General features: G+C 58.9%; 16 protein-coding genes. 10 read left to right on the top strand and 6 right to left on the bottom strand.

Annotated elements, in window-relative coordinates; all coding sequences use genetic code 11:
* Positions 1 to 19: 19 nt before the first annotated feature.
* Genes hpaD (ACXAGD_RS20615) through ACXAGD_RS20600 form a run of 4 tightly spaced genes read right to left on the bottom strand, consistent with a single transcriptional unit; the run spans position 20 to position 3731 of the window.
* Entirely contained in the window at positions 20 to 862 is an 843-nt protein-coding gene (hpaD, locus tag ACXAGD_RS20615; RefSeq protein WP_475213562.1) for a 3,4-dihydroxyphenylacetate 2,3-dioxygenase, read from the bottom strand.
* Positions 863 to 906: 44 nt separating this feature from the next.
* A complete protein-coding gene (hpaD, locus tag ACXAGD_RS20610) occupies positions 907 to 1761 on the bottom strand; it encodes a 3,4-dihydroxyphenylacetate 2,3-dioxygenase (protein ID WP_475213561.1) in 855 nt (284 codons plus the stop codon).
* A 56-nt stretch (positions 1762 to 1817) separates the two neighbouring features.
* Positions 1818 to 3329 carry a 5-carboxymethyl-2-hydroxymuconate semialdehyde dehydrogenase gene (gene hpaE, locus ACXAGD_RS20605; protein WP_475213559.1) on the bottom strand — a complete coding sequence of 504 codons (1512 nt, stop codon included), beginning with the start codon at positions 3327 to 3329 and terminating at the stop codon, positions 1818 to 1820.
* Between the two features lie 3 nt (positions 3330 to 3332).
* Entirely contained in the window at positions 3333 to 3731 is a 399-nt protein-coding gene (locus ACXAGD_RS20600; RefSeq protein WP_475213557.1) for a 5-carboxymethyl-2-hydroxymuconate Delta-isomerase, read from the bottom strand.
* A gap of 106 nt (positions 3732 to 3837) precedes the next feature.
* Between ACXAGD_RS20600 and hpaR the strand changes: the two genes are divergently transcribed.
* Positions 3838 to 4278, top strand: coding sequence for a homoprotocatechuate degradation operon regulator HpaR (gene hpaR, locus ACXAGD_RS20595; protein ID WP_475213555.1), 441 nt, complete (start codon positions 3838 to 3840; stop codon positions 4276 to 4278).
* 54 nt (positions 4279 to 4332) lie between these two features.
* Here hpaR and ACXAGD_RS20590 read toward each other — a convergent pair whose 3' ends face one another.
* Both ACXAGD_RS20590 and ACXAGD_RS20585 read right to left on the bottom strand, forming a co-directional pair.
* Complete coding sequence (locus tag ACXAGD_RS20590; RefSeq protein ID WP_475213553.1) at positions 4333 to 5685, bottom strand: aminotransferase class III-fold pyridoxal phosphate-dependent enzyme; 1353 nt, start codon at positions 5683 to 5685, stop codon at positions 4333 to 4335.
* A gap of 32 nt (positions 5686 to 5717) precedes the next feature.
* Complete coding sequence (locus tag ACXAGD_RS20585; RefSeq protein WP_475213551.1) at positions 5718 to 6497, bottom strand: IclR family transcriptional regulator; 780 nt, start codon at positions 6495 to 6497, stop codon at positions 5718 to 5720.
* A 108-nt stretch (positions 6498 to 6605) separates the two neighbouring features.
* Between ACXAGD_RS20585 and ACXAGD_RS20580 the strand changes: the two genes are divergently transcribed.
* From ACXAGD_RS20580 to ACXAGD_RS20540, 9 genes are all read left to right on the top strand, one after another.
* Positions 6606 to 7535, top strand: a complete 930-nt coding sequence (locus tag ACXAGD_RS20580) for a tripartite tricarboxylate transporter substrate binding protein (RefSeq protein ID WP_475213549.1) — start codon at positions 6606 to 6608, stop codon at positions 7533 to 7535.
* A gap of 64 nt (positions 7536 to 7599) precedes the next feature.
* On the top strand, positions 7600 to 8136 hold the full coding sequence (locus ACXAGD_RS20575; protein ID WP_475213547.1) for a tripartite tricarboxylate transporter TctB family protein: 537 nt from the start codon (positions 7600 to 7602) through the stop codon (positions 8134 to 8136).
* 8 nt (positions 8137 to 8144) lie between these two features.
* Positions 8145 to 9677, top strand: a complete 1533-nt coding sequence (locus ACXAGD_RS20570) for a tripartite tricarboxylate transporter permease (RefSeq protein ID WP_475213545.1) — start codon at positions 8145 to 8147, stop codon at positions 9675 to 9677.
* A gap of 7 nt (positions 9678 to 9684) precedes the next feature.
* Positions 9685 to 11169 (top strand): aldehyde dehydrogenase, encoded by a 1485-nt coding sequence (locus tag ACXAGD_RS20565; RefSeq protein ID WP_475213543.1) that lies wholly within the window; start codon positions 9685 to 9687, stop codon positions 11167 to 11169.
* Positions 11170 to 11184: 15 nt separating this feature from the next.
* Positions 11185 to 12480 (top strand): aspartate aminotransferase family protein, encoded by a 1296-nt coding sequence (locus ACXAGD_RS20560; RefSeq protein WP_475213541.1) that lies wholly within the window; start codon positions 11185 to 11187, stop codon positions 12478 to 12480.
* Positions 12477 to 13409, top strand: coding sequence for a phosphotransferase enzyme family protein (locus ACXAGD_RS20555; protein WP_475213539.1), 933 nt, complete (start codon positions 12477 to 12479; stop codon positions 13407 to 13409). Before ACXAGD_RS20560 ends, ACXAGD_RS20555 begins: the two co-directional genes overlap by 4 nt.
* Before the next feature lie 22 nt (positions 13410 to 13431).
* Positions 13432 to 14667 carry a Tm-1-like ATP-binding domain-containing protein gene (locus ACXAGD_RS20550; protein ID WP_475213537.1) on the top strand — a complete coding sequence of 412 codons (1236 nt, stop codon included), beginning with the start codon at positions 13432 to 13434 and terminating at the stop codon, positions 14665 to 14667.
* A gap of 482 nt (positions 14668 to 15149) precedes the next feature.
* Complete coding sequence (locus ACXAGD_RS20545; protein ID WP_475213535.1) at positions 15150 to 16100, top strand: MBL fold metallo-hydrolase; 951 nt, start codon at positions 15150 to 15152, stop codon at positions 16098 to 16100.
* Positions 16101 to 16170: 70 nt separating this feature from the next.
* Positions 16171 to 17793: an FAD-dependent oxidoreductase gene (locus tag ACXAGD_RS20540; RefSeq protein ID WP_475213532.1), complete on the top strand. Its 1623-nt coding sequence runs from the start codon at positions 16171 to 16173 to the stop codon at positions 17791 to 17793.
* Positions 17794 to 17796 lie beyond the last annotated feature (3 nt).

Below are 17796 nucleotides of genomic sequence, written 5' to 3'. Positions count from 1 at the left end.
TTTCCCTGTGGTTCCGGTCTCAGACCGAGAAGCTGATATTGGCCTGACCCGTTCCGGAACTTCCGAAATACGGGGTGTAGATGTCGATCTTGCCCTTGTAGCTGCCCCAACCAAGGGCTCCGAACAGCAAGGCGGTATCGTTCATGGCGCATTCGCCCGCACATTTCTTGGCGTAGTCGGGCAATAGTTCGAGGAACTCCTCGAACCGGCCCTGTTCCCACAGGTCCAGCACACGCATGTCCATCTGTCGGTTGAACTCGCCGTTCACCGAGTTCAATCCATCGACAGAGCGCTCATTGGGCGTGAAATCATGGCTCAAAGATCCCGAGGCCAGGATCGAGACGTTCCGGTCCGAGCGTCGGATACCTTCGGCAATGGCCTCACCCCAGACCCGATTTTCGGCAATCGACGAGAACTGGTTGACCGCCACGGGCAGAACCCGCGCGTTCACACCGTCATTGATAAAGTGCATCGGCAGCAAGGTACCGTATTCCATCCCCATATCGGGATGCGAATGCCCCAGAGCCCGCTCGCCGCGCTCACGCAGAACATCAAGTATGGTTTCACCCAGTTCGTGATCGCCGCGATAATCGAACTCCATGTCCGCCAGCATGTGCGGCAGTTCATGGCTGATAAAACGGCCCTTGTGGTGTTCTTTCGTGTTCAGGTGAAAGCCCTGATTGGTGATCCAGTGCGTGTCAAAAATGATGAATGTGTCGACCTTGCGGTTGATCGCATCCTGACGAAGGCGCGCATAGCCATCGATGGCGGGTTGGCGGATGCCTTTATATTTCGGCATCGTGTGGGACATCCAGATACTTGGCACATGCGTAATCTTTGCCGCCTGTACAATCTTTCCCATGATCGTCTCCTCTCCAAAAATGCGTTACGCGCCTGTCAGCCGGTTCAGGTTACCGGGAAGATCACATTGGTTTGCCCGGTTCCGGAAGAGGGGAAATACTCGGTAACAACCTCGCACTTCGCATCATACGAGTCCCAACCCAGCGCGCCATAAAGCATGGCCGTGTCATGCATCGAGCCTTCGCCACAGCAGAAGTTGGCGTATTCACCCAGCATTTTCAGGAACGTGGCGTGATCTCCGGCTTGCCACATTTCCAGAACATGCAGATCCACCTGGCGGTTGAACTCGGAACTGATGGTGAATGTACCATTATTTGCGGCATAGTCCTTGTTCGGCCAGATCTTGTGGCTCAGCGATCCGGACGCGACCAGCAGAACCTTGCTGTCGCTAGCCTCGACCGCTTCGCGGATGGCTTCACCAACAAGGCGGCTTTCCTCGTGGCTGTGAACGGTGCACCAAGCGGCAATCGAGACCACCTTGAAGTCCGCCTCGCGGCTCATGAAGCGCATCGGAACAAGGGTCCCGTACTCCAGCTCAAGGCTGTCCACCTGATGACTGAGAGTATGTACGCCTTTTTTTGTGGCGATGTCGGCTATGGCGTCCCCAAGCGCCGGGTCACCGTCATATGCATAGGGCAGATCCTTGATGAATTGCGGGAACTCGTTCGAGGTGAACAAGCCTTCGAAATGCTTGTTGGCATTGATGTGAAAACCGGCGTTGACGACCCAATGCGTGTCGCAGATCACCACCGTGTCTGCGCCCAGCTCTTTTGCGCGTCGTGCAATTTCCCGATGCCCGTCAATCGCGGTTTGACGCGCGCCTTTGACCGGGCCTTCCTGTTCCGACATCAGCATGGTCGGCACATGGGTCATTTTGGCTGCGAGAACGATTTCTCCCATTGTCTCCTCCTGGAGGTTGAGGTGGGCGCGTTTCCAGGTTCTGTCAGGGCGGGCTGTTACAGCTTGCCCAGTTGCATGATCTTGTGCTGGCCGGTGGCAAAGCCGATGTGCTTTTGCTCCATGTAGAACTCGAACGACCAGTCGCCGCCGTCGCGACCGATGCCCGAGGCCTTGACCCCACCGAAAGGCGTGGGCAGGTGCCGCACGTTTTCCGAGTTTACCCAGATCATTCCGGCCTCAAGCTTATCGGTAAAGCGCAGCGCCCGCGTCAGGTCGTTGGTCCAGACGTAGCCGGTAAGACCGTAAGGCGTATCATTGGCCATCCGCAGCGCTTCGTCCTCGGTCGAGAACGGGATCGAGGTCAGAACCGGGCCGAAGATTTCCTCACGCGCGATGCGCATCTGGTTGCTGGCGTTGGTGAACAGTGTCGGGCGGATGAAGTATCCCTCATCACCCAGTTTCACACCACCGGCTGCGACGGTCGCGCCGTCTTCTTTGGCGATGTCAAAATAACTTGTGACCTTGTTGTAATGCTCCTCTGTCACCAGCGGGCCGATTTCGGTTGCCGGGTCCAGCGGGTGACCAACTTTGATGTTGTTCACGCGTTCGATCAACTTGGCTTCGAACTCGTCCTTGATACTGTCCTGCACCAGAAGGCGCGAGGACGAGGTACAGCGCTCACCATTGATCGAGTAGATCATGAAGATCACCGCATCCAGTGCGCGGTCCAGATCGGCGTCGTCGAACACGATCACAGGGTTTTTGCCGCCCAGCTCCAGATGCATCCGCTTCAGCGTGTCCGCACCCTGCTTGGTGATGATGCTACCGGTGCGGCTTTCACCGACAAAGGCGATGGCCTTGATCAACGGATGCTCGGTCAGCGCCTTGCCCGCATCGGGGCCAAAGCCGTTCACAGTGTTCAGCACTCCCTTGGGCAGACCGGCCTCTTCAGCGATCTCGACCAGCAGGCGGGCTGACAGGGGCGAATCTTCGGCGGGCTTGTGAACCACGGTGCAGCCTGCCGCCAGAGCAGGCGCGATCTTCCAGGTCGACAGCATGAACGGCGTATTCCACGGGGTGATCACGCCCACCGGACCAATTGGAACGCGGGTGGTGACATTCATCAGGGTCGGCGATTTCAGATGCTGACCGTCACGCGCTTGCACCACCTGATCCGCGAAATAGCGAAAGTTCTCGGCTCCGCGCAGGGCCGCCTTGGACATAAAGCGCAGGGTCTGGCCGGTGTCCCAGCATTCGCACAGAGCGATTTCCTCGGCGCGCGCTTCAATGGCATCCGCCACATTCAGCAGAATGCGGCGGCGCTCGGCGGCGGGCATGTCGCGCCACTCGGCAAAGGCGGCATGGGCTGCTTTGGCTGCGGCGTCAATGTCATCTGCGGTACCGTGGGCAACATCGCAGATCACCGACTTGTCGACCGGCGAAGTAGATTGAAACACTCCACCAGACCCGGCAACGTCCTCACCCGCAATGCGGTTCTTGATGCCTGTCTCTTTGAGTCGCGCCAAAAAGCCTGCCAATTTCTCGATGTTTGTGTCCAGTGCGCTCATGCTTCAGGTCTCCTGCGTGGTCGCGCCAAGGTGATCGCGGATCGTACCGGTCTTGGGCGAAAGCTTTGGGTCGATGTCGCGCATCTCAAGCGAAAGCGCGATAGAATGGTGCGAAAAGGCGGGGGCCAGATAGGCTTTGACGGCCTCAAAAATGCGCTGAGTGGCGTCCTGCTTCACGTCGCCCGTTCGACCCGCGCGCAAGCGGACCGAGATGTCGATGAAGCCATGCGCCGGGTTGCCGTCTGCAATCGCATAGTGATCAACCCGCGTGGCGCGAACACGAATGCCCGGCATAGGAAAGGTGTCGATCTCGGCAGCCGTTGCCCGGATGCATTCACACAGGCCAGCTATGTCGATCTTGTCCTCCAGATTCCCGGAATACTCGACGTGAAAATGTGGCATGCGTTCTCCCCTTATTATTTAACATGTTTACTATTTAGCTTTGATGCTGTCAAGAACTTGTCTTGTTAATCTTTGCAATTCCCGAAATCGGGCTTTAGAAGACCGCATGGCCTCACGATCTCACACCAAAAGCACCGCCCGATCTCTTCCCATTGCGCTGTTGCGCGCGCGCGAGACCGTCATGGCGCCGATCCGGGATATGCTGCACGACAATCAGCTGACCGAGCAAAAATGGCGCACCCTCCGGGTTTTGGACGAGCTCGGCGAGGTTGAACAAAGCACCATCGCGCACGAAGCCTGCCTACTGCTGCCCAGCCTTACCCGCATCCTGCGCACGATGGAGGCCGAGGGCCAGATTACCCGACGCCAGGACAACCTGGACAAGCGCCGTACTATGGTACGCATTACCGATGCCGGACGCTCGGTCCTGGAAGATAACCTTGCCACCTCTCTGGCGATTGCAAACAACATCGAGGCGCAGATGGGCCGCGAAAAACTCGACCAGCTGCTGGATCTTCTGGAAGAGTTGCAGGCGGTCAAAGTCTGACGGGGCCGGCGATGGGTTTGACCCCACCCGCTTTGGGCAGGGCCAAGCGAGTGGTCACAGAGTTGCCAGACCGGTATCCAGCGCCGACAGGATCTTAGCCACATCCTCGGACGTGATGATCAGCGGTGGCGACAGGATGATGTTGTTTCCGGATACGCGCACCATCACACCATCCTCGTAGGCCGCTTTCTGAACCTGCAACGGCAGGTGTTTTGCGATAGGCGCCTTGGTCGCGCGGTCTGAAACCAGCTCGAGCGCGCACATCAGCCCCTCGCCTCCGCGCACATCACCAATGGCGTCGTATTTCTCGGCCAGTTTCTGCAGCCCGGCAAACAGCTCGTCCCCGCGCGCGGCGGCGTTTTCCCAGACGCGCAGGCGCTTGATCTCAGACAGCGCAGCAAGGGCCGCTGCGGCACCAACCGGATGGCCGGAATAGGTATAGCCCTGATCGACCGATGCCTTGCCGGTGGTGTCCTTTTCGAACACTTCGGCAACCGCACCAGAGATCATCGCCGCGCCAAACGGGAAGTAACCATTGGTGATGGCCTTGGCCGTGGTCATGATATCGGGCTGAACACCCCAATGCCGTGCACCGCTTTCACTGCCGGTACGGCCAAAGGCGGTGATGATCTCATCCGAGATCAGCAGAATACCATTTTTTGAACAGACTTCGCGCACCATGGGCATGAAACTCTTATGCGGCGGGATTACCCCCCCTGCCCCAAGAACCGGCTCCATGATGAAAGCCGCAACCGTGTTCGCGCCTTGGAATGCAATCTCGGCCTCAAGCGCTTTGACGCAAAGCTGCGCCAAACGTTCTGGGTCAGTCTCGTCAAACGGGTTCCGATAGGTCCACGGTGCGGGCACATGATAGCAGCCGGGCAACATCGGTTCGTAGGCCGCACGGAATTTCTGATTGCCGTTGACCGAAGCAGCGGCGAAATGGGTGCCGTGATAGCCCTGTTTCAGGCTGACGAACTTTGTGCGCCCGGCCTCGCCGCGCACCTTGTGGTACTGCCGCGCCATTTTCAGCGCGATCTCGACCGAATCCGAGCCGCCCGAGGTAAAGAAAGCACGGGTCAGGCCGTCGGGTTCGAAAAACTGCGCCAGTTCATAGGACAGCTCAATTGCCTTGTCGTTACTGGTGCCCCGGAAGGTCGAATAATAGGGCAGCGCGTTCAGCTGATCGGCAATGGCCTGCTTCACCGGATCGCAGGAATAACCCAGATTGACGTTCCAAAGTCCCCCGACCGCGTCCAGTGCCTTGTGCCCATCGACATCGATAATGCTGACACCTTCGCCGCCGTTCAGAATGGTCGGCGGGTTCTTCTGGCTGTCGGCGGGATGCGCCATCGGGTGCCAGAAGTAGCGTGCGTTGTTTTCTTTCAGAAAGTTCGAGTCTTTCATGTCTGGGGTCTCCGGGGTTTGCGTCCACCCGCTTACGGATGGAATTCAGTTGGAAATGTATCGGGAAGCTGACCGCCAAAACTTGCTGTAAGGTCAGTCGAAAGGGCATGCAGGGCTGTCAGGATTTCCGGCAGCCGTTCGTCTCCGGCGCGACCTTCGGGAACGGCAATCGCAATGGTTCCCAGTGCCATCTGATCAATGCCGAATATGGGCGCCGCATAGCCATAGACGCCATTTTCATAGCTTCCATTGCTATTGGCCCAACCGGCTTGGCTGATTGCCGCGACCCGCTCTTTGATCAGCGCCGGGTCGGTTAGCGTGGCGTCAGTGTATCGCGCCTGTTCTTCCTGACCGAGGCGGTCCAGCAGGAAGGAAGGTCCAAAGCTGAGCATGCAAAGACCCGAGGCGGTCGCGTTGATTGGAAGAACCTCGCTGGGGTCGAGACTGACCCGCACGCTGTGGCGCGTCGTTTCGACCACCAGCGCTGTTTGCAGCGAGTCCTTTTCCAACAGCGACAGATGTAGGCTTTCGCCGACGTCTTGCATGGCAACCTGCATTCTCTGGCGGGCACTTTCGATGCCGGGACGGGCGATCTGGCGCAATGCGGCCAGACGCAGTGCGGCGGGTCCTACGGCGTAGGATTTGGTCATGGGGTTCTGTTCGATCAGCCCATATTCTTCTAGCGCCCGCAGGTGACGCAGCGCGGTGGCTTTGTTCAACCCGGACAACCGCGCAAACTGACTCAGCCCAATCTCCGGTCGAGCGTTTGAAAAGTAGTTGAGCATTTTCAGGGCGTTCAGGGCAGTACCCATATGATTCACATCCTCCCGTTCAGGTAATACTTGACAGAACAAACTTAACAAAGCAACATTATTCTTGTTAACACGGATCAAATAATGAACCACTAACGGGAGGTGTCAATGAAGAAAATACTAACAGCCGCAGTGTTTGTTGCTTCTGCAACGGCCGCATTCGCCGAATACCCAGAGAAGCCGGTTTCCTTTGTCGTACCGTGGCCTCCGGGTGATCTGGAAGACGTGCTGACGCGCATCATCGCGGACGAATTTCAGGCAATGTATGGTGTTCCTGCCGCAGTCGTGAACAAGCCCGGCGGCGGCGGCGGCCCGTTCCCCGGCGCGGTGGAAGTCGCAACTGCCCCGGCAGATGGCTATACCATCGGGTCCTTCGTGACCGACGTTCCCATCGGTGGTCCTCAGATCGGCATCCCCGAACTGTCCCCCAACCCCTTCGAGCCGATCGGCATCTTCATGACCTATCCGTTCGTGATTGCATCAGGCAAAGACGCGCCATTCACCAACTGGGAAGAACTGGTCGCCTATGGCAAGGAAAACGACGTGGCGCTGGGTCACTTCGGCTCGTTCCTGCCGCCCACTCAGGTGACATTTGCCGCCGCAATCAGCTCTGGCTTTGACTTTGCCAGCGAAGCTGCATTCGATGCGCTGGACTGCAACACGCTGGCTTCCGGCGATGTCGATGTGATCAACACCACGCTGCAGCTGATCCTGCCCTGTATGGATGACGTCAACGTTCTGGCCAGCATTGGCAACGAGCGCATCAGCCTGACCCCTGACACGCCGACCGTCAGCGAACTGCACCCTGATCTGAACGTGGCGCTTTGGAACGGCCTGTTCGTTCACAAGGACACTCCGGCAGAGGTGCGCGAAAAAATCGCGGCCGCTGCGCAAAAGGCGCTGCAGACCGAGAAAGCTCAGAACCTGATCGGTGAGACCGGTGTTCTGATCTACTGGCTGGATGCGGACGCCTCGAACGCCCAGATCGCAAGCGACAGCGAAACGATTGGAGCCATTCAGGCCCTCGTGGGCGAATAAACAAGTCTCAGGGTCGCGCGGGGGCAATCCCCGCGCGACTTTTTCATCGGTCAGGGAGGGGACTATGATAGCCAAAACACTTCAGGACATGTTCAAACGATACCGCCGTCCCGGCGATGTTGTTTTCGCTTTGGCCTTTTTGGTTTTTGCTGTTTTCCTTCTGACCCAATTGGGAGAACAGACCAAGGTTGTCAAACGCACCAAGTGGTTTGCGCAGCCCGGCTTTTGGCCAATGGTGTCGCTTTGGGCAATGGCTGTATTTGCCTTTCTGCATTGGCTCAGCTCGGCCATGTCAGACCGCATTCCGGGTCGCTGGCCTGAAGTGGCGTTTTGGTTTCGGTCCCTTGAATACGTCGCTTATTTTTTGGTCTATGTCGCGGTTGTCCCGCTTTTAGGATACCTGCCATCGACTGTTCTGTTCGCGGTTTTTCTTGCTGTAAGGACAGGTTTCCGAAGCGCTGGGGCCATTGGCCTTGCAGCAGCGTTCGGGGTCGCGGTGACAGTCATCTTCCGCGCCTTCCTACAGGTCAAAATCCCCGCAGGTGCCGCCTATGAATACCTGCCTGAAGCCGTGCGCGCCTTTGCGCTGACTTATCTCTGAGGTTCGCCATGGAAACGCTTCTGTCCGGTCTTTCTATCCTTACGCAGTGGCAGGTGATCGTCGCCCTTCTGATTGGCTCGATTGGCGGGGTCATCATCGGCGCGCTGCCCGGTGTTGGCGCTGCGGTGGCGATTGCCATCCTTTTGCCCGCCACTTTCGCCTTTGAACCCATTGTCGGCCTGACGCTGTTGCTGGGCATCTATGGCTCCTCCATGTATGGCGGCGCCATCCCCGCCATTCTGATCAACACACCCGGTACGGCGGTGAACGCGTTGACCACCTATGATGGCTATCCCATGACCAAACGCGGTCAGGGTCATCGCGCGCTGTCACTGGCCTATTCCGCGTCGTTCTTCGGCGGCGTTTTCGCCATCATCTGCCTGATGATCCTATCACCGGTGCTGGCGTTGATCGCCCCGCATTTCGGCAGTCGAGAGATTTTTCTGGCCGCCCTTCTGGGCATCATTCTGGTGATCCTCGCCCACCGCGGACAGATTTTTGCCGCCGGTATGCTGGCCGCTTTTGGGATTTTCCTGAACACCGTCGGGCTTGAGCCAGTCAAATATACCCGCCGCTTCACCTTTGAACAAAGCTGGCTGGCGTCTGGCGTTGATCTGATCGTGGTCGTTCTGGGCCTGTTTGCCATCAGTCAGGCGCTGCTATTGTTGCTGGAAAAGAACCACGCACCGGGCCAGGCGCATGTCAGCGGCAACATCTTTACCGGTCTCAAAGAGCTGCTGGGCATCAAGCGGGTCGCCACCGTGTCCTCAAGCATCGGCGTCTTCATGGGCATGGTGCCGGGCACGGGCGAATTCACTTCCCAGTTCCTGTCCTACACCTATGCGCAGAAAACCTCGAAAGACCCCGACAAGTTCGGGGATGGCTCGCCCGAGGGGCTGGTCGCCTCCGAGGCCGCCAACAACGCCGTTCCCGGTGCCGCCATGATCCCGCTGTTGGCGCTGGGTATTCCGGGCGAGGCGCTGACGGCAATGATGCTGTCGGTGTTCTATGTGCACAACGTCATCCCCGGCCCGCAGCTGTTCGAAAACCAGATGGACTTTGTGATGGCGCTTTATATGGCGCTGATCTTGCTAAACGTCATCGTTCTGGTGTTCCTGCTGTTTTCAACCAACCTGCTGCTGAAGATCATCCAGATCCCGACCCGGTTTTTGGGCATCATGATCCTGATCCTTGCCTTCGTCGGCGTCTATAGCTTGCGCAACTCGATCACCGACTGCGCCATTGCTGCCGGGTTCGGGGTGTTCGGCCTTATCCTCAAGCGGCTGGACCTGCCGATTGTGCCGATCATCCTAGGCATGGTTCTGGGCGGCATCATGGAGGTCAAGCTGCGCAGCGCCATGGCACGGGTCAAATCACCGCTGGATTTCGTCGACCGCCCGATCGCAGCGATCCTAACGGCGCTGATCGTGCTCATCCTACTGCTGCATTGCCGCACGCTGTACTTCGAATTCCGCAACAAGCTGAGGCCCGAGCCAACAGCGCAACCGGTCGATTCCGATCACCCCAATCAGCAAGGGTAACCCCGCCATGAACCAGTCCGATATTGACGCCCTACGATCTCAGGTTCTGTCGCCCCGGTCACACTTCATCGGTGGGCGCTGGGTCGCCGCCTCAGAAGGTGGGCACCGCGATGTGTTGTCACCGATTGATGGCGCGGTTCTGACCCAGATTGCTGAAGGCACACCAGCGGATATGGAGGCCGCGATTGCCGCTGCGCGTGCGGCCTTCGAAGATGGCCGCTGGTCGCGCCGGTCCCCGGCCGAGCGCAAAAAGGTGCTGCTGAAACTGGCCGATCTGATCGAAAAACACGCCCTTGAACTGGCGGTTCTGGGTGTGCGCGACAATGGCACCGAGATCACCATGGCCATGAAGGCCGAGCCGATGTCGGCCGCGGGCACGTTCCGCTATTACGCCGAGGCGATCGACAAGGTCTATGGCCAGATCGCCCCCACGGCAGAAAGCGTGCTTGGCCTGATTCATCACGCGCCTGTTGGCGTTGTCGGGGCAATTGTACCGTGGAACATGCCGCTGATGATCGGCAGCTGGAAACTAGCCCCTGCTCTTGCCACCGGCAACTCGGTGGTTCTGAAGCCAGCAGAAAGCGCATCCTTGTCATTGTTGAAACTGGCCGAACTAGCGGCCGAAGCCGGAGTTCCCGATGGCGTGCTGAACGTCGTCACCGGCTCGGGCCGGGTGGTGGGTGAGGCGCTGGCGCTGTCGATGGATGTGGACATCATGGTGTTCACCGGTTCGGGCGCAACAGGTCGGCGGCTGTTGGAGTATTCGGCGCGGTCAAATATGAAACGCTGCTATCTGGAGCTGGGCGGCAAATCCCCCAATATTGTCTTCAATGACGCCCCAGACCTGAGCGAAGCCGCCAAAGTGTCGGCGGGCGGCATCTTCCGCAACGCGGGCCAGATCTGCATCGCCGGATCGCGCCTGCTGGTGCAGGAAGACATCCACTACGATTTTGTTGCCGAACTGGTCAAACATGCCGAGGCGATGCGCGTCGGCGACCCGCTGGATCTGGACACGCAAATCGGCGCGGTTCATTCGATGTCCGAGCTGGACTCCAACCTGGACTTCGTCGCCAAGGCCGAGGCCGAAGGTGCCGAGCGCCGCACCGGTGGCGGGCGTATCCTTGAGGACACCGGCGGCTACTATATGGCGCCGACTGTGATGACAGGCGTGAAATCCACCGACAACCTGTTCCAGAATGAGGTGTTTGGCCCTGTTCTGGCGGTGACCCCCTTCAAGGACGAGGACGACGCGATCAGGCTGGCCAACGACTCGGTTTACGGTCTGTCCTCGGGTGTGTGGACATCGAACCTAAGCCGCGCACACCGCATGATCGCGGGTATCCGCGCGGGCGTCGTACACGTGAATACCTATGGTGGATCTGACTTGACGGTGCCGCTGGGTGGCGTGCGCCAGTCGGGCAACGGACATGACAAGTCATTGCATGCATTCGAGAAATATCTCGACCTGAAAACCGCCTGGATAAAACTCTGACCAAGGGCCGACCGCATGACGCTTCCCCCGAAATCCGCCGAGCTTGTTAAGCGCCGGGCCAAACTGTTGGGTCCGAACGTTTCGACCTTCTACGACGACCCGCTTCATATCGTGAAGGGTGAAGGTGTCTGGTTGTGGGATGCGGACGGGCGCAAATATCTGGATTGCTACAACAACGTCCCGCATGTCGGCCACTGCAACCCACGCGTGGTCGAGGCGATCTGCCGTCAGGCGTCGACGCTCAACACCCATACCCGCTATCTGCATGACGGCATCCTGGACTATGTCGAGAAGCTGACCGGCACGATGGTTGCCTCGCTGGATACCGCCATCCTGACCTGCACCGGGTCCGAGGCGAACGACATCGCCCTGCGCATGGCCGAGGGGATGACCGGCAAACGCGGTATCATCGCCACGGATGCGACCTATCACGGCAACACCTCTCTGGTCAGCCAGCTGAGCAAGTCGAACGTGCCGACGGTTGGCTTTGGTCTGGATCAGTATTTCCGGTTTGTCGAAGCCCCTGACAGCTATCGCCATCCGGACCCGGATGGCCGCAAATTCGCCGATGCCGTGGCCGAACAGATTGCTGAACACGAAAAGTCTGGCATCGGCTTTGCCGCTTTGGTCGTCTGCCCCTATTTCCTGAACGAAGGCTTCCCCGACCATCCTGACGGCTGGCTGAAGCCCGTGGCCGAGGTGGTTCGCAAGGCCGGTGGCTTGCTGATCTGTGATGAGGTGCAATCCGGTTTTGGCCGCACCGGCACACATATGTGGGCACACCAGAAGATGGGCGTGGTGCCGGACATCATGACCATGGGCAAACCGATGGCCAATGGGCATCCGGTGGGTGGCGCAGTGACTCGAAACGAAGTTCTGGCCACCTTCCGCAAGGGCTATCGGTACTTCAATACGTTTGGCGGCAATCCGGTCTCTTGCGCCGCCGCGATGGCAGTGCTGGAAGAGATTGAGGACAACAACCTCGTCGCCAATGCCAAGGCGGTCGGCGATCACGCCCGCGCGCGCATGACAGCGTTGCAGCAGAAATACGAGTTCATCGGGGACGTCCGTGGTTCTGGCCTCATCTTCGGGGCCGAAATGGTGCTAGATCGTCAAACTAAGGAACCGGCCAGCGCATTCACCGATCGGGTGATTAACGCGATGCGGCACCGGGGGATCATCCATTCGAAACTGGGCCGTCACAAGAACACGCTCAAAATCCGGCCACCGATGCCGTTCTCGAAAGAAAATGCCGATCTGCTGTTTGACACATTGGACGAGGTTTTGGCCGAAACCCCGCTGACCCTATGACCCCGATTGTTGCGCAGGCCCTGACCCTTTGGGGCATGGACGGAGCTGAATGGTCGCTGGTCGCGGCCCGCGAAAATCATGTCTATAAGGTTCAGACCGGCGCGAACAGCTATGCCCTTCGCCTGCACCGTCAGGGGTTGCATTCCAATGCGGCTCTACGGTCCGAGCTGAAGTGGATTGCCGAGCTTGGCGCCGGGGGCGTCGGTGTGCCCACGCCGGTATCAGCTACGGACGGCTGCTATCTTCATCTGCTGAACGACGTTCAGGTCGATATGCTGGATTGGCTGCCCGGTCACCCGCTGGGGTCAACAGGCGGCGGGATCGACCATGATGACCGCACCGGAGTATTCCGAGCCCTCGGGTGCGAGATGGCAAAGCTGCATGAGGTCAGCGATGCCTGGGAACGCCCCGATGGGTTTGCGCGCTGGTCCTGGGACCGTGCCGGGCTGCTGGGCGACGTCCCTCTGTGGGATCGGTTTTGGGCGAACCCCACGCTTTCGAATGAGGATCGCGCTCTGTTCACTGCGTTCCGCGAGTCGGCAAACAGCCATTTGCAACAGATTGAGGAACAGCTGGATTACGGCCTGATCCACGCCGATCTGGTGCGCGAAAACGTGATGGTCCGGGGCGACAAGCTCTGGCTGATTGACTTCGACGATGCGGGGTTCGGGTTCCGCCTGTTCGACATCGCCACAACGCTGCTGAAAAACCTGCGCGAGCCTGACTATGACGCCCTGCAACAGGCTCTGCTTGAGGGCTACCGGTCAGAACGCGCACTCGACATTAAGCATCTCGATCTGTTCCTGGCCCTGCGCGCAGCGACGTATGTGGGCTGGATTTCGTCCCGCTTGGGCGAAGATGGATCGGAGGCACGCAACATGCGGTTCAAAGATACCGCCCGAGAGTTACTGACACGCTACCTCGGATAGAACGCACGGACGGGAGGAAACCATGACCACCAAAACGATCCTGTTGATTGGGACATACGACACCAAAGACCCCGAGATGCGGTTCATCGAGGAGGCCATACGAGCACAGGGGGCGGACGTCCTGACCTTGGATGTGTCCGTTCTGGGCGATCCGCAAACGCCAACCGATATCTCGAAACACGACGTTGCCGCCGCCGAAGGCATGACTATCGACGAGGTGATCGCGCTAGGGGATGAGAACAAGGCATTCCGTGTCATGTCTGCAGGGGCCGCCAAAGTGGTGGCGCAGGCCTATGCCGATGGCCGGTTCGATGGGATGCTGGCCACTGGCGGCACCATGGGCACCGACCTTGCGCTGGACTGCGCGCAAGCACTGCCGATGGGGGTGCCAAAATACATTGTCTCAACCGTTAGCTTCTCACCGTTGATCCCGCCGCACCGATTGGCCCCGGACATTCAGATGATCCTGTGGGCGGGGGGCCTGTACGGCATGAATTCGATCTGCCGGTCTTCGCTAGCTCAGGCGGCCGGGGCAGTGGTTGGGGCAACCAAAGCCGCCATCGCGCCGGATCGCAGCAAACCCCTGATCGGTATGACCAGCCTTGGGTCGTCCTGCCTGCGGTATATGAAAACCCTGAAACCTGCCCTGGAAGACCGTGGTTTTGAAGTCGCGGTGTTTCACTCAACCGGAATGGGCGGCATGGCCTTCGAAAAACTGGCCGCCGAGGGCGCCTTTGCCTGCGTGATGGATTTCTGCATGCAGGAGTTCGGCAATCTGTTGGCCGGTTCCGTTGTCTCAAGCGGAGAGGATCGCGTTACTAATGCCGGGCGCTTTGGCACGCCACAGATGGTTGCACCGGGCGCGCTGGACCTGCTGGACTTTGCCGGATGGCAAGAGATCCCGGACCAATATGCGGACCGCCCTTTTCACGAGCATAACCGCCTGATCAAAAGCTCAGTCTTCAATGGTGACGAACGCCGCGCCTGGATTCGGGAGCTGGCAAACCGGCTTGAGGCCGCTACCGGGCCGGTCCAGTTCTTCTTGCCGGTTCAAGGTGTTGAGGCGTGGGACAAAGAAGGCGAAGAGGCACATGATCCAGCAGCCCTTGCGGACATGGTCGAAGAAGCCCGCAAGATCATGCCCGGACGAGTCCCAATGACCGAACTGGACGCCCACATCAACGACACCGCGTTCTGCGATGCAGTTTTGGCCCAGTTTGACGCATGGGTTGACAGTGGGATTGTTAAACGCGGTTAGAACGCGCCAATCTGACCACGCCCTACACGTTTTATTTTGCGGGGCAGCGCTTGTTCCCCGCTTGCGTTCTGCCCCCTTCCCTTCGGCTCACTGAGCGAAACGATTTCCTGCATCTGGCATGCGCGGTCAGGCGCTTCGGCGCGCCACACATGGATGCGCCTGCAAATTCAGCTTCGTTAAGACCCCAAGCAATCGCGATTCGACCGATTGGCTGATCTCAGGTCTGGGCCTGCAATCTGTCCAAAACATGCAGCAGGACTCGCAGGAATCCTCGGTCCGTTTTCGCAGCACGGCCCTAATCACCCTTGAAGGGATCTCGGAAGCTATTGTTAACAAATGAATAAAAATTCTCGTTTGCCCAGCGTTCGGATTTTCATTGACTTTCGTTTCAAATGAAACGACTTTGTTGCAAATGCAACTATATGCCTGACTTCGGCGAAATTGACCAAGTTCGGGCGGCGTCGCGTCTTTGGAGGATACACATGGCCAAGGCATTCGCGTCCCAGGGGGACATGTCAGAAAAGAAAATCTCGTTTACCGAAGTCGGCGAGGGCCTGTATGCCTTTACCGCCGAAGGCGATCCGAACTCGGGCGTGATCATCGGCGATGACAGCGTCATGATCGTCGAGGCGCAAGCCACGCCGCGCCTGGCCAACAAGGTGATCGAATGCGTTCGGTCCGTCACCGACAAGCCGATCACCCATGTAGCGCTGACCCATTACCACGCGGTCCGCGTGCTGGGTGCCAGTGCCTTTGGCGCGCAACAGATCCTGATGTCCGACATGGCCCGTGCAATGGTCGTGGAACGCGGCAAGGAAGATTGGGACAGCGAATTCCAACGCTTCCCACGCCTGTTCGAAGGGCATGAGAGCATTCCCGGCCTGACCTGGCCGACCTCCACTTTCAGCGACACGATGACCGTTTACCTGGGCAATCGCCGGATCGACCTAATGCACCTGGGCCGCGCCCATACGGCGGGTGATATCGTCATCCATGTGCCTGACCAGAACGTCATGTTCACCGGCGACATCGTCGAATACCACTCGGCCTGTTATTGCGGCGACGGGCATTTCAACGACTGGGGCGACACGCTGGACCAGATCAAATGGTTCGACGTTGACGCCATCGCGCCGGGTCGCGGTGACGCCCTAGTTGGCAAGGACATGGTCAATGCCGCCATCGAAAACACCCGTGACTTCGTCGAAAGCACCTACCGTCCCGCTGCGAAGGTCGCGGCGCGTGGGGGATCGCTGAAAGAGGCATGGGACGCAGTGCGCGCCGAATGCGACCCCAAATTCGCTGACTACGCGATCTATGAACACTGCCTGCCCTTCAACGTCGCTCGCGCCTATGACGAAGCCCGCGGCATCGACACCCCCCGCATCTGGACAGCTCAGCGTGATCTGGAGATGTGGGAAGCCCTGCAGGGTTAAGGCAACCGACCCGGCCCTTGGGCCGGGTGTCCAAGCAAAACGAAACGCGCGCAGCCAGAGGACAAAACCGATGTTCGATGACCGATATACGCTTGCCTACAAGCGCTATCCCTACAAGAAATCGACCGATCAGGACGCCGCTGCACCGGTCCGCCACCCTGTCGTGGTGATGGGCGGTGGCCCGATCGGCGTGGCGACTGCGCTTGATCTTGGGCGTCAGGGTATTCCGACGCTGGTGCTGGACGACCACGAGGGCGTCGGCATGGGTTCGCGCGCGATCTGCTTTGCCAAACGCTGCCTCGAGGTTGCTGGCCGCTATGGTTGCGGCAAACCGATGGTCGAAAAAGGCGTGGTCTGGAAGCTTGGCAAGGTCTTCCACAAGGACGACAAGGTGTTCGAGTTCAACCTGCTGCCCGAAGAAGGCCATGAGTACCCCGCCTTCATCAACATGCAGCAACCCTATTACGAAAGCTATCAGCTCGACCGCTTTGAAGAGCTGCAGGCGCAGGGCGCACCGATTGAGATCCGCGGCAAGAACCGCGTGGATGCGGTCGAAGTCCACGACGATCACGTCACTCTGTCGATCATGACGCCGGATGGCCCCTACAAACTTGAGGCCGACTGGCTGATCGGATGCGACGGCGCCTCGTCTCCGCTGCGTACGATGCTGGATTTGGATTTCACCGGCAAAGTGTTTCAGGACAGCTTCCTGATCGCCGACATCAAAATGAAGAACGACAGCTTTCCGACCGAACGCTGGTTCTGGTTCGAGCCAACCCACGGATCGGGCGCGTCCACTTTGCTGCATAAGCAGCCCGACGATGTCTGGCGTGTGGACTTCCAGATCGGCTGGGATGTCGACCGCAAGGAAGAGATGAAAGAGGAAAACATCCGACGCCGACTCGACGCGTTTCTGGGCGAGGGCGTTGAATACGATCTGGTCTGGTCCTCGATCTATACTTTCCAGTGCAAGCGCATGGACAGCTTCCGCCATGGCCGTGTGTTCTTTGCCGGGGATGCGGCGCATCAGGTGTCACCCTTTGGTGCACGCGGTGCAAACTCGGGAATGCAGGATATCGACAACCTAGGCTGGAAACTGGGCGTGGTTATGCGCGGTGAAGCGCCCGAAAGCCTGCTGGACACGTATAACGTCGAACGTATCCACGGTGCGGATGAGAACATTCTGAACTCGACCCGTTCGACCGATTTCATCACCCCGAAATCCGAAACCAGCCGTCTCCTGCGCGACGCTGTACTGTCGCTGTCCGAAAAGTATGAATTCGCGCGCCCCATGGTGAATTCAGGCCGCCTGTCGGTGCCCTGCACTTATGACGGCTCGCCGCTCAACTCGGCGGATGCGCTGAACGGCCCTGCGCAGTCACGCCCCGGATCCGTCTGCCCGGATGCCCCGCTAGGTGACGATTTCCTGCTATCCAAACTGGGTGACACGTTCATCCTGCTGACCATTGATGCCGATGCCCCCGACATGATCGAGGAATCCGGAGTTCAGGTCACGCGCCTGGCCCTTTCGGTCAAAGATGACAAAACCGGCGCGCTGAAAAAGCGATATCTCGGGGATGCTGACAGCGCGGTTTACCTGATCCGCCCGGATCAGCACGTGGCCGCCCGCCGCCCCAACTTTGAAGAAAACGCAATCCGCGCTTCGATCCGTCGCGCGGTCGGCAAGGAGTAAGCC

The organism is Ruegeria sp. ABF4_144 (genome assembly GCF_056160045.1).
The sequence above is the reverse complement of the archived record's forward strand: the minus strand, read 5'-3'. Positions and strand labels throughout refer to the sequence as shown.

What these genes read in the sequence shown, in the direction of transcription:
- ACXAGD_RS20590 (WP_475213553.1), bottom strand. Translation starts at nt 5,685, where the DNA reads ATGAAAGACTCGAACTTTCTGAAAGAAAACAACGCACGCTACTTCTGG.
- ACXAGD_RS20545 (WP_475213535.1), top strand. Translation starts at nt 15,150, where the DNA reads ATGGCCAAGGCATTCGCGTCCCAGGGGGACATGTCAGAAAAGAAAATC.
- hpaR (WP_475213555.1), top strand. Translation starts at nt 3,838, where the DNA reads ATGGCCTCACGATCTCACACCAAAAGCACCGCCCGATCTCTTCCCATT.
- ACXAGD_RS20560 (WP_475213541.1), top strand. Translation starts at nt 11,185, where the DNA reads ATGACGCTTCCCCCGAAATCCGCCGAGCTTGTTAAGCGCCGGGCCAAA.
- ACXAGD_RS20585 (WP_475213551.1), bottom strand. Translation starts at nt 6,497, where the DNA reads ATGGGTACTGCCCTGAACGCCCTGAAAATGCTCAACTACTTTTCAAAC.
- ACXAGD_RS20580 (WP_475213549.1), top strand. Translation starts at nt 6,606, where the DNA reads ATGAAGAAAATACTAACAGCCGCAGTGTTTGTTGCTTCTGCAACGGCC.
- ACXAGD_RS20600 (WP_475213557.1), bottom strand. Translation starts at nt 3,731, where the DNA reads ATGCCACATTTTCACGTCGAGTATTCCGGGAATCTGGAGGACAAGATC.
- ACXAGD_RS20550 (WP_475213537.1), top strand. Translation starts at nt 13,432, where the DNA reads ATGACCACCAAAACGATCCTGTTGATTGGGACATACGACACCAAAGAC.
- hpaE (WP_475213559.1), bottom strand. Translation starts at nt 3,329, where the DNA reads ATGAGCGCACTGGACACAAACATCGAGAAATTGGCAGGCTTTTTGGCG.
- ACXAGD_RS20555 (WP_475213539.1), top strand. Translation starts at nt 12,477, where the DNA reads ATGACCCCGATTGTTGCGCAGGCCCTGACCCTTTGGGGCATGGACGGA.
- ACXAGD_RS20540 (WP_475213532.1), top strand. Translation starts at nt 16,171, where the DNA reads ATGTTCGATGACCGATATACGCTTGCCTACAAGCGCTATCCCTACAAG.
- ACXAGD_RS20570 (WP_475213545.1), top strand. Translation starts at nt 8,145, where the DNA reads ATGGAAACGCTTCTGTCCGGTCTTTCTATCCTTACGCAGTGGCAGGTG.
- ACXAGD_RS20575 (WP_475213547.1), top strand. Translation starts at nt 7,600, where the DNA reads ATGATAGCCAAAACACTTCAGGACATGTTCAAACGATACCGCCGTCCC.
- hpaD (WP_475213561.1), bottom strand. Translation starts at nt 1,761, where the DNA reads ATGGGAGAAATCGTTCTCGCAGCCAAAATGACCCATGTGCCGACCATG.
- hpaD (WP_475213562.1), bottom strand. Translation starts at nt 862, where the DNA reads ATGGGAAAGATTGTACAGGCGGCAAAGATTACGCATGTGCCAAGTATC.
- ACXAGD_RS20565 (WP_475213543.1), top strand. Translation starts at nt 9,685, where the DNA reads ATGAACCAGTCCGATATTGACGCCCTACGATCTCAGGTTCTGTCGCCC.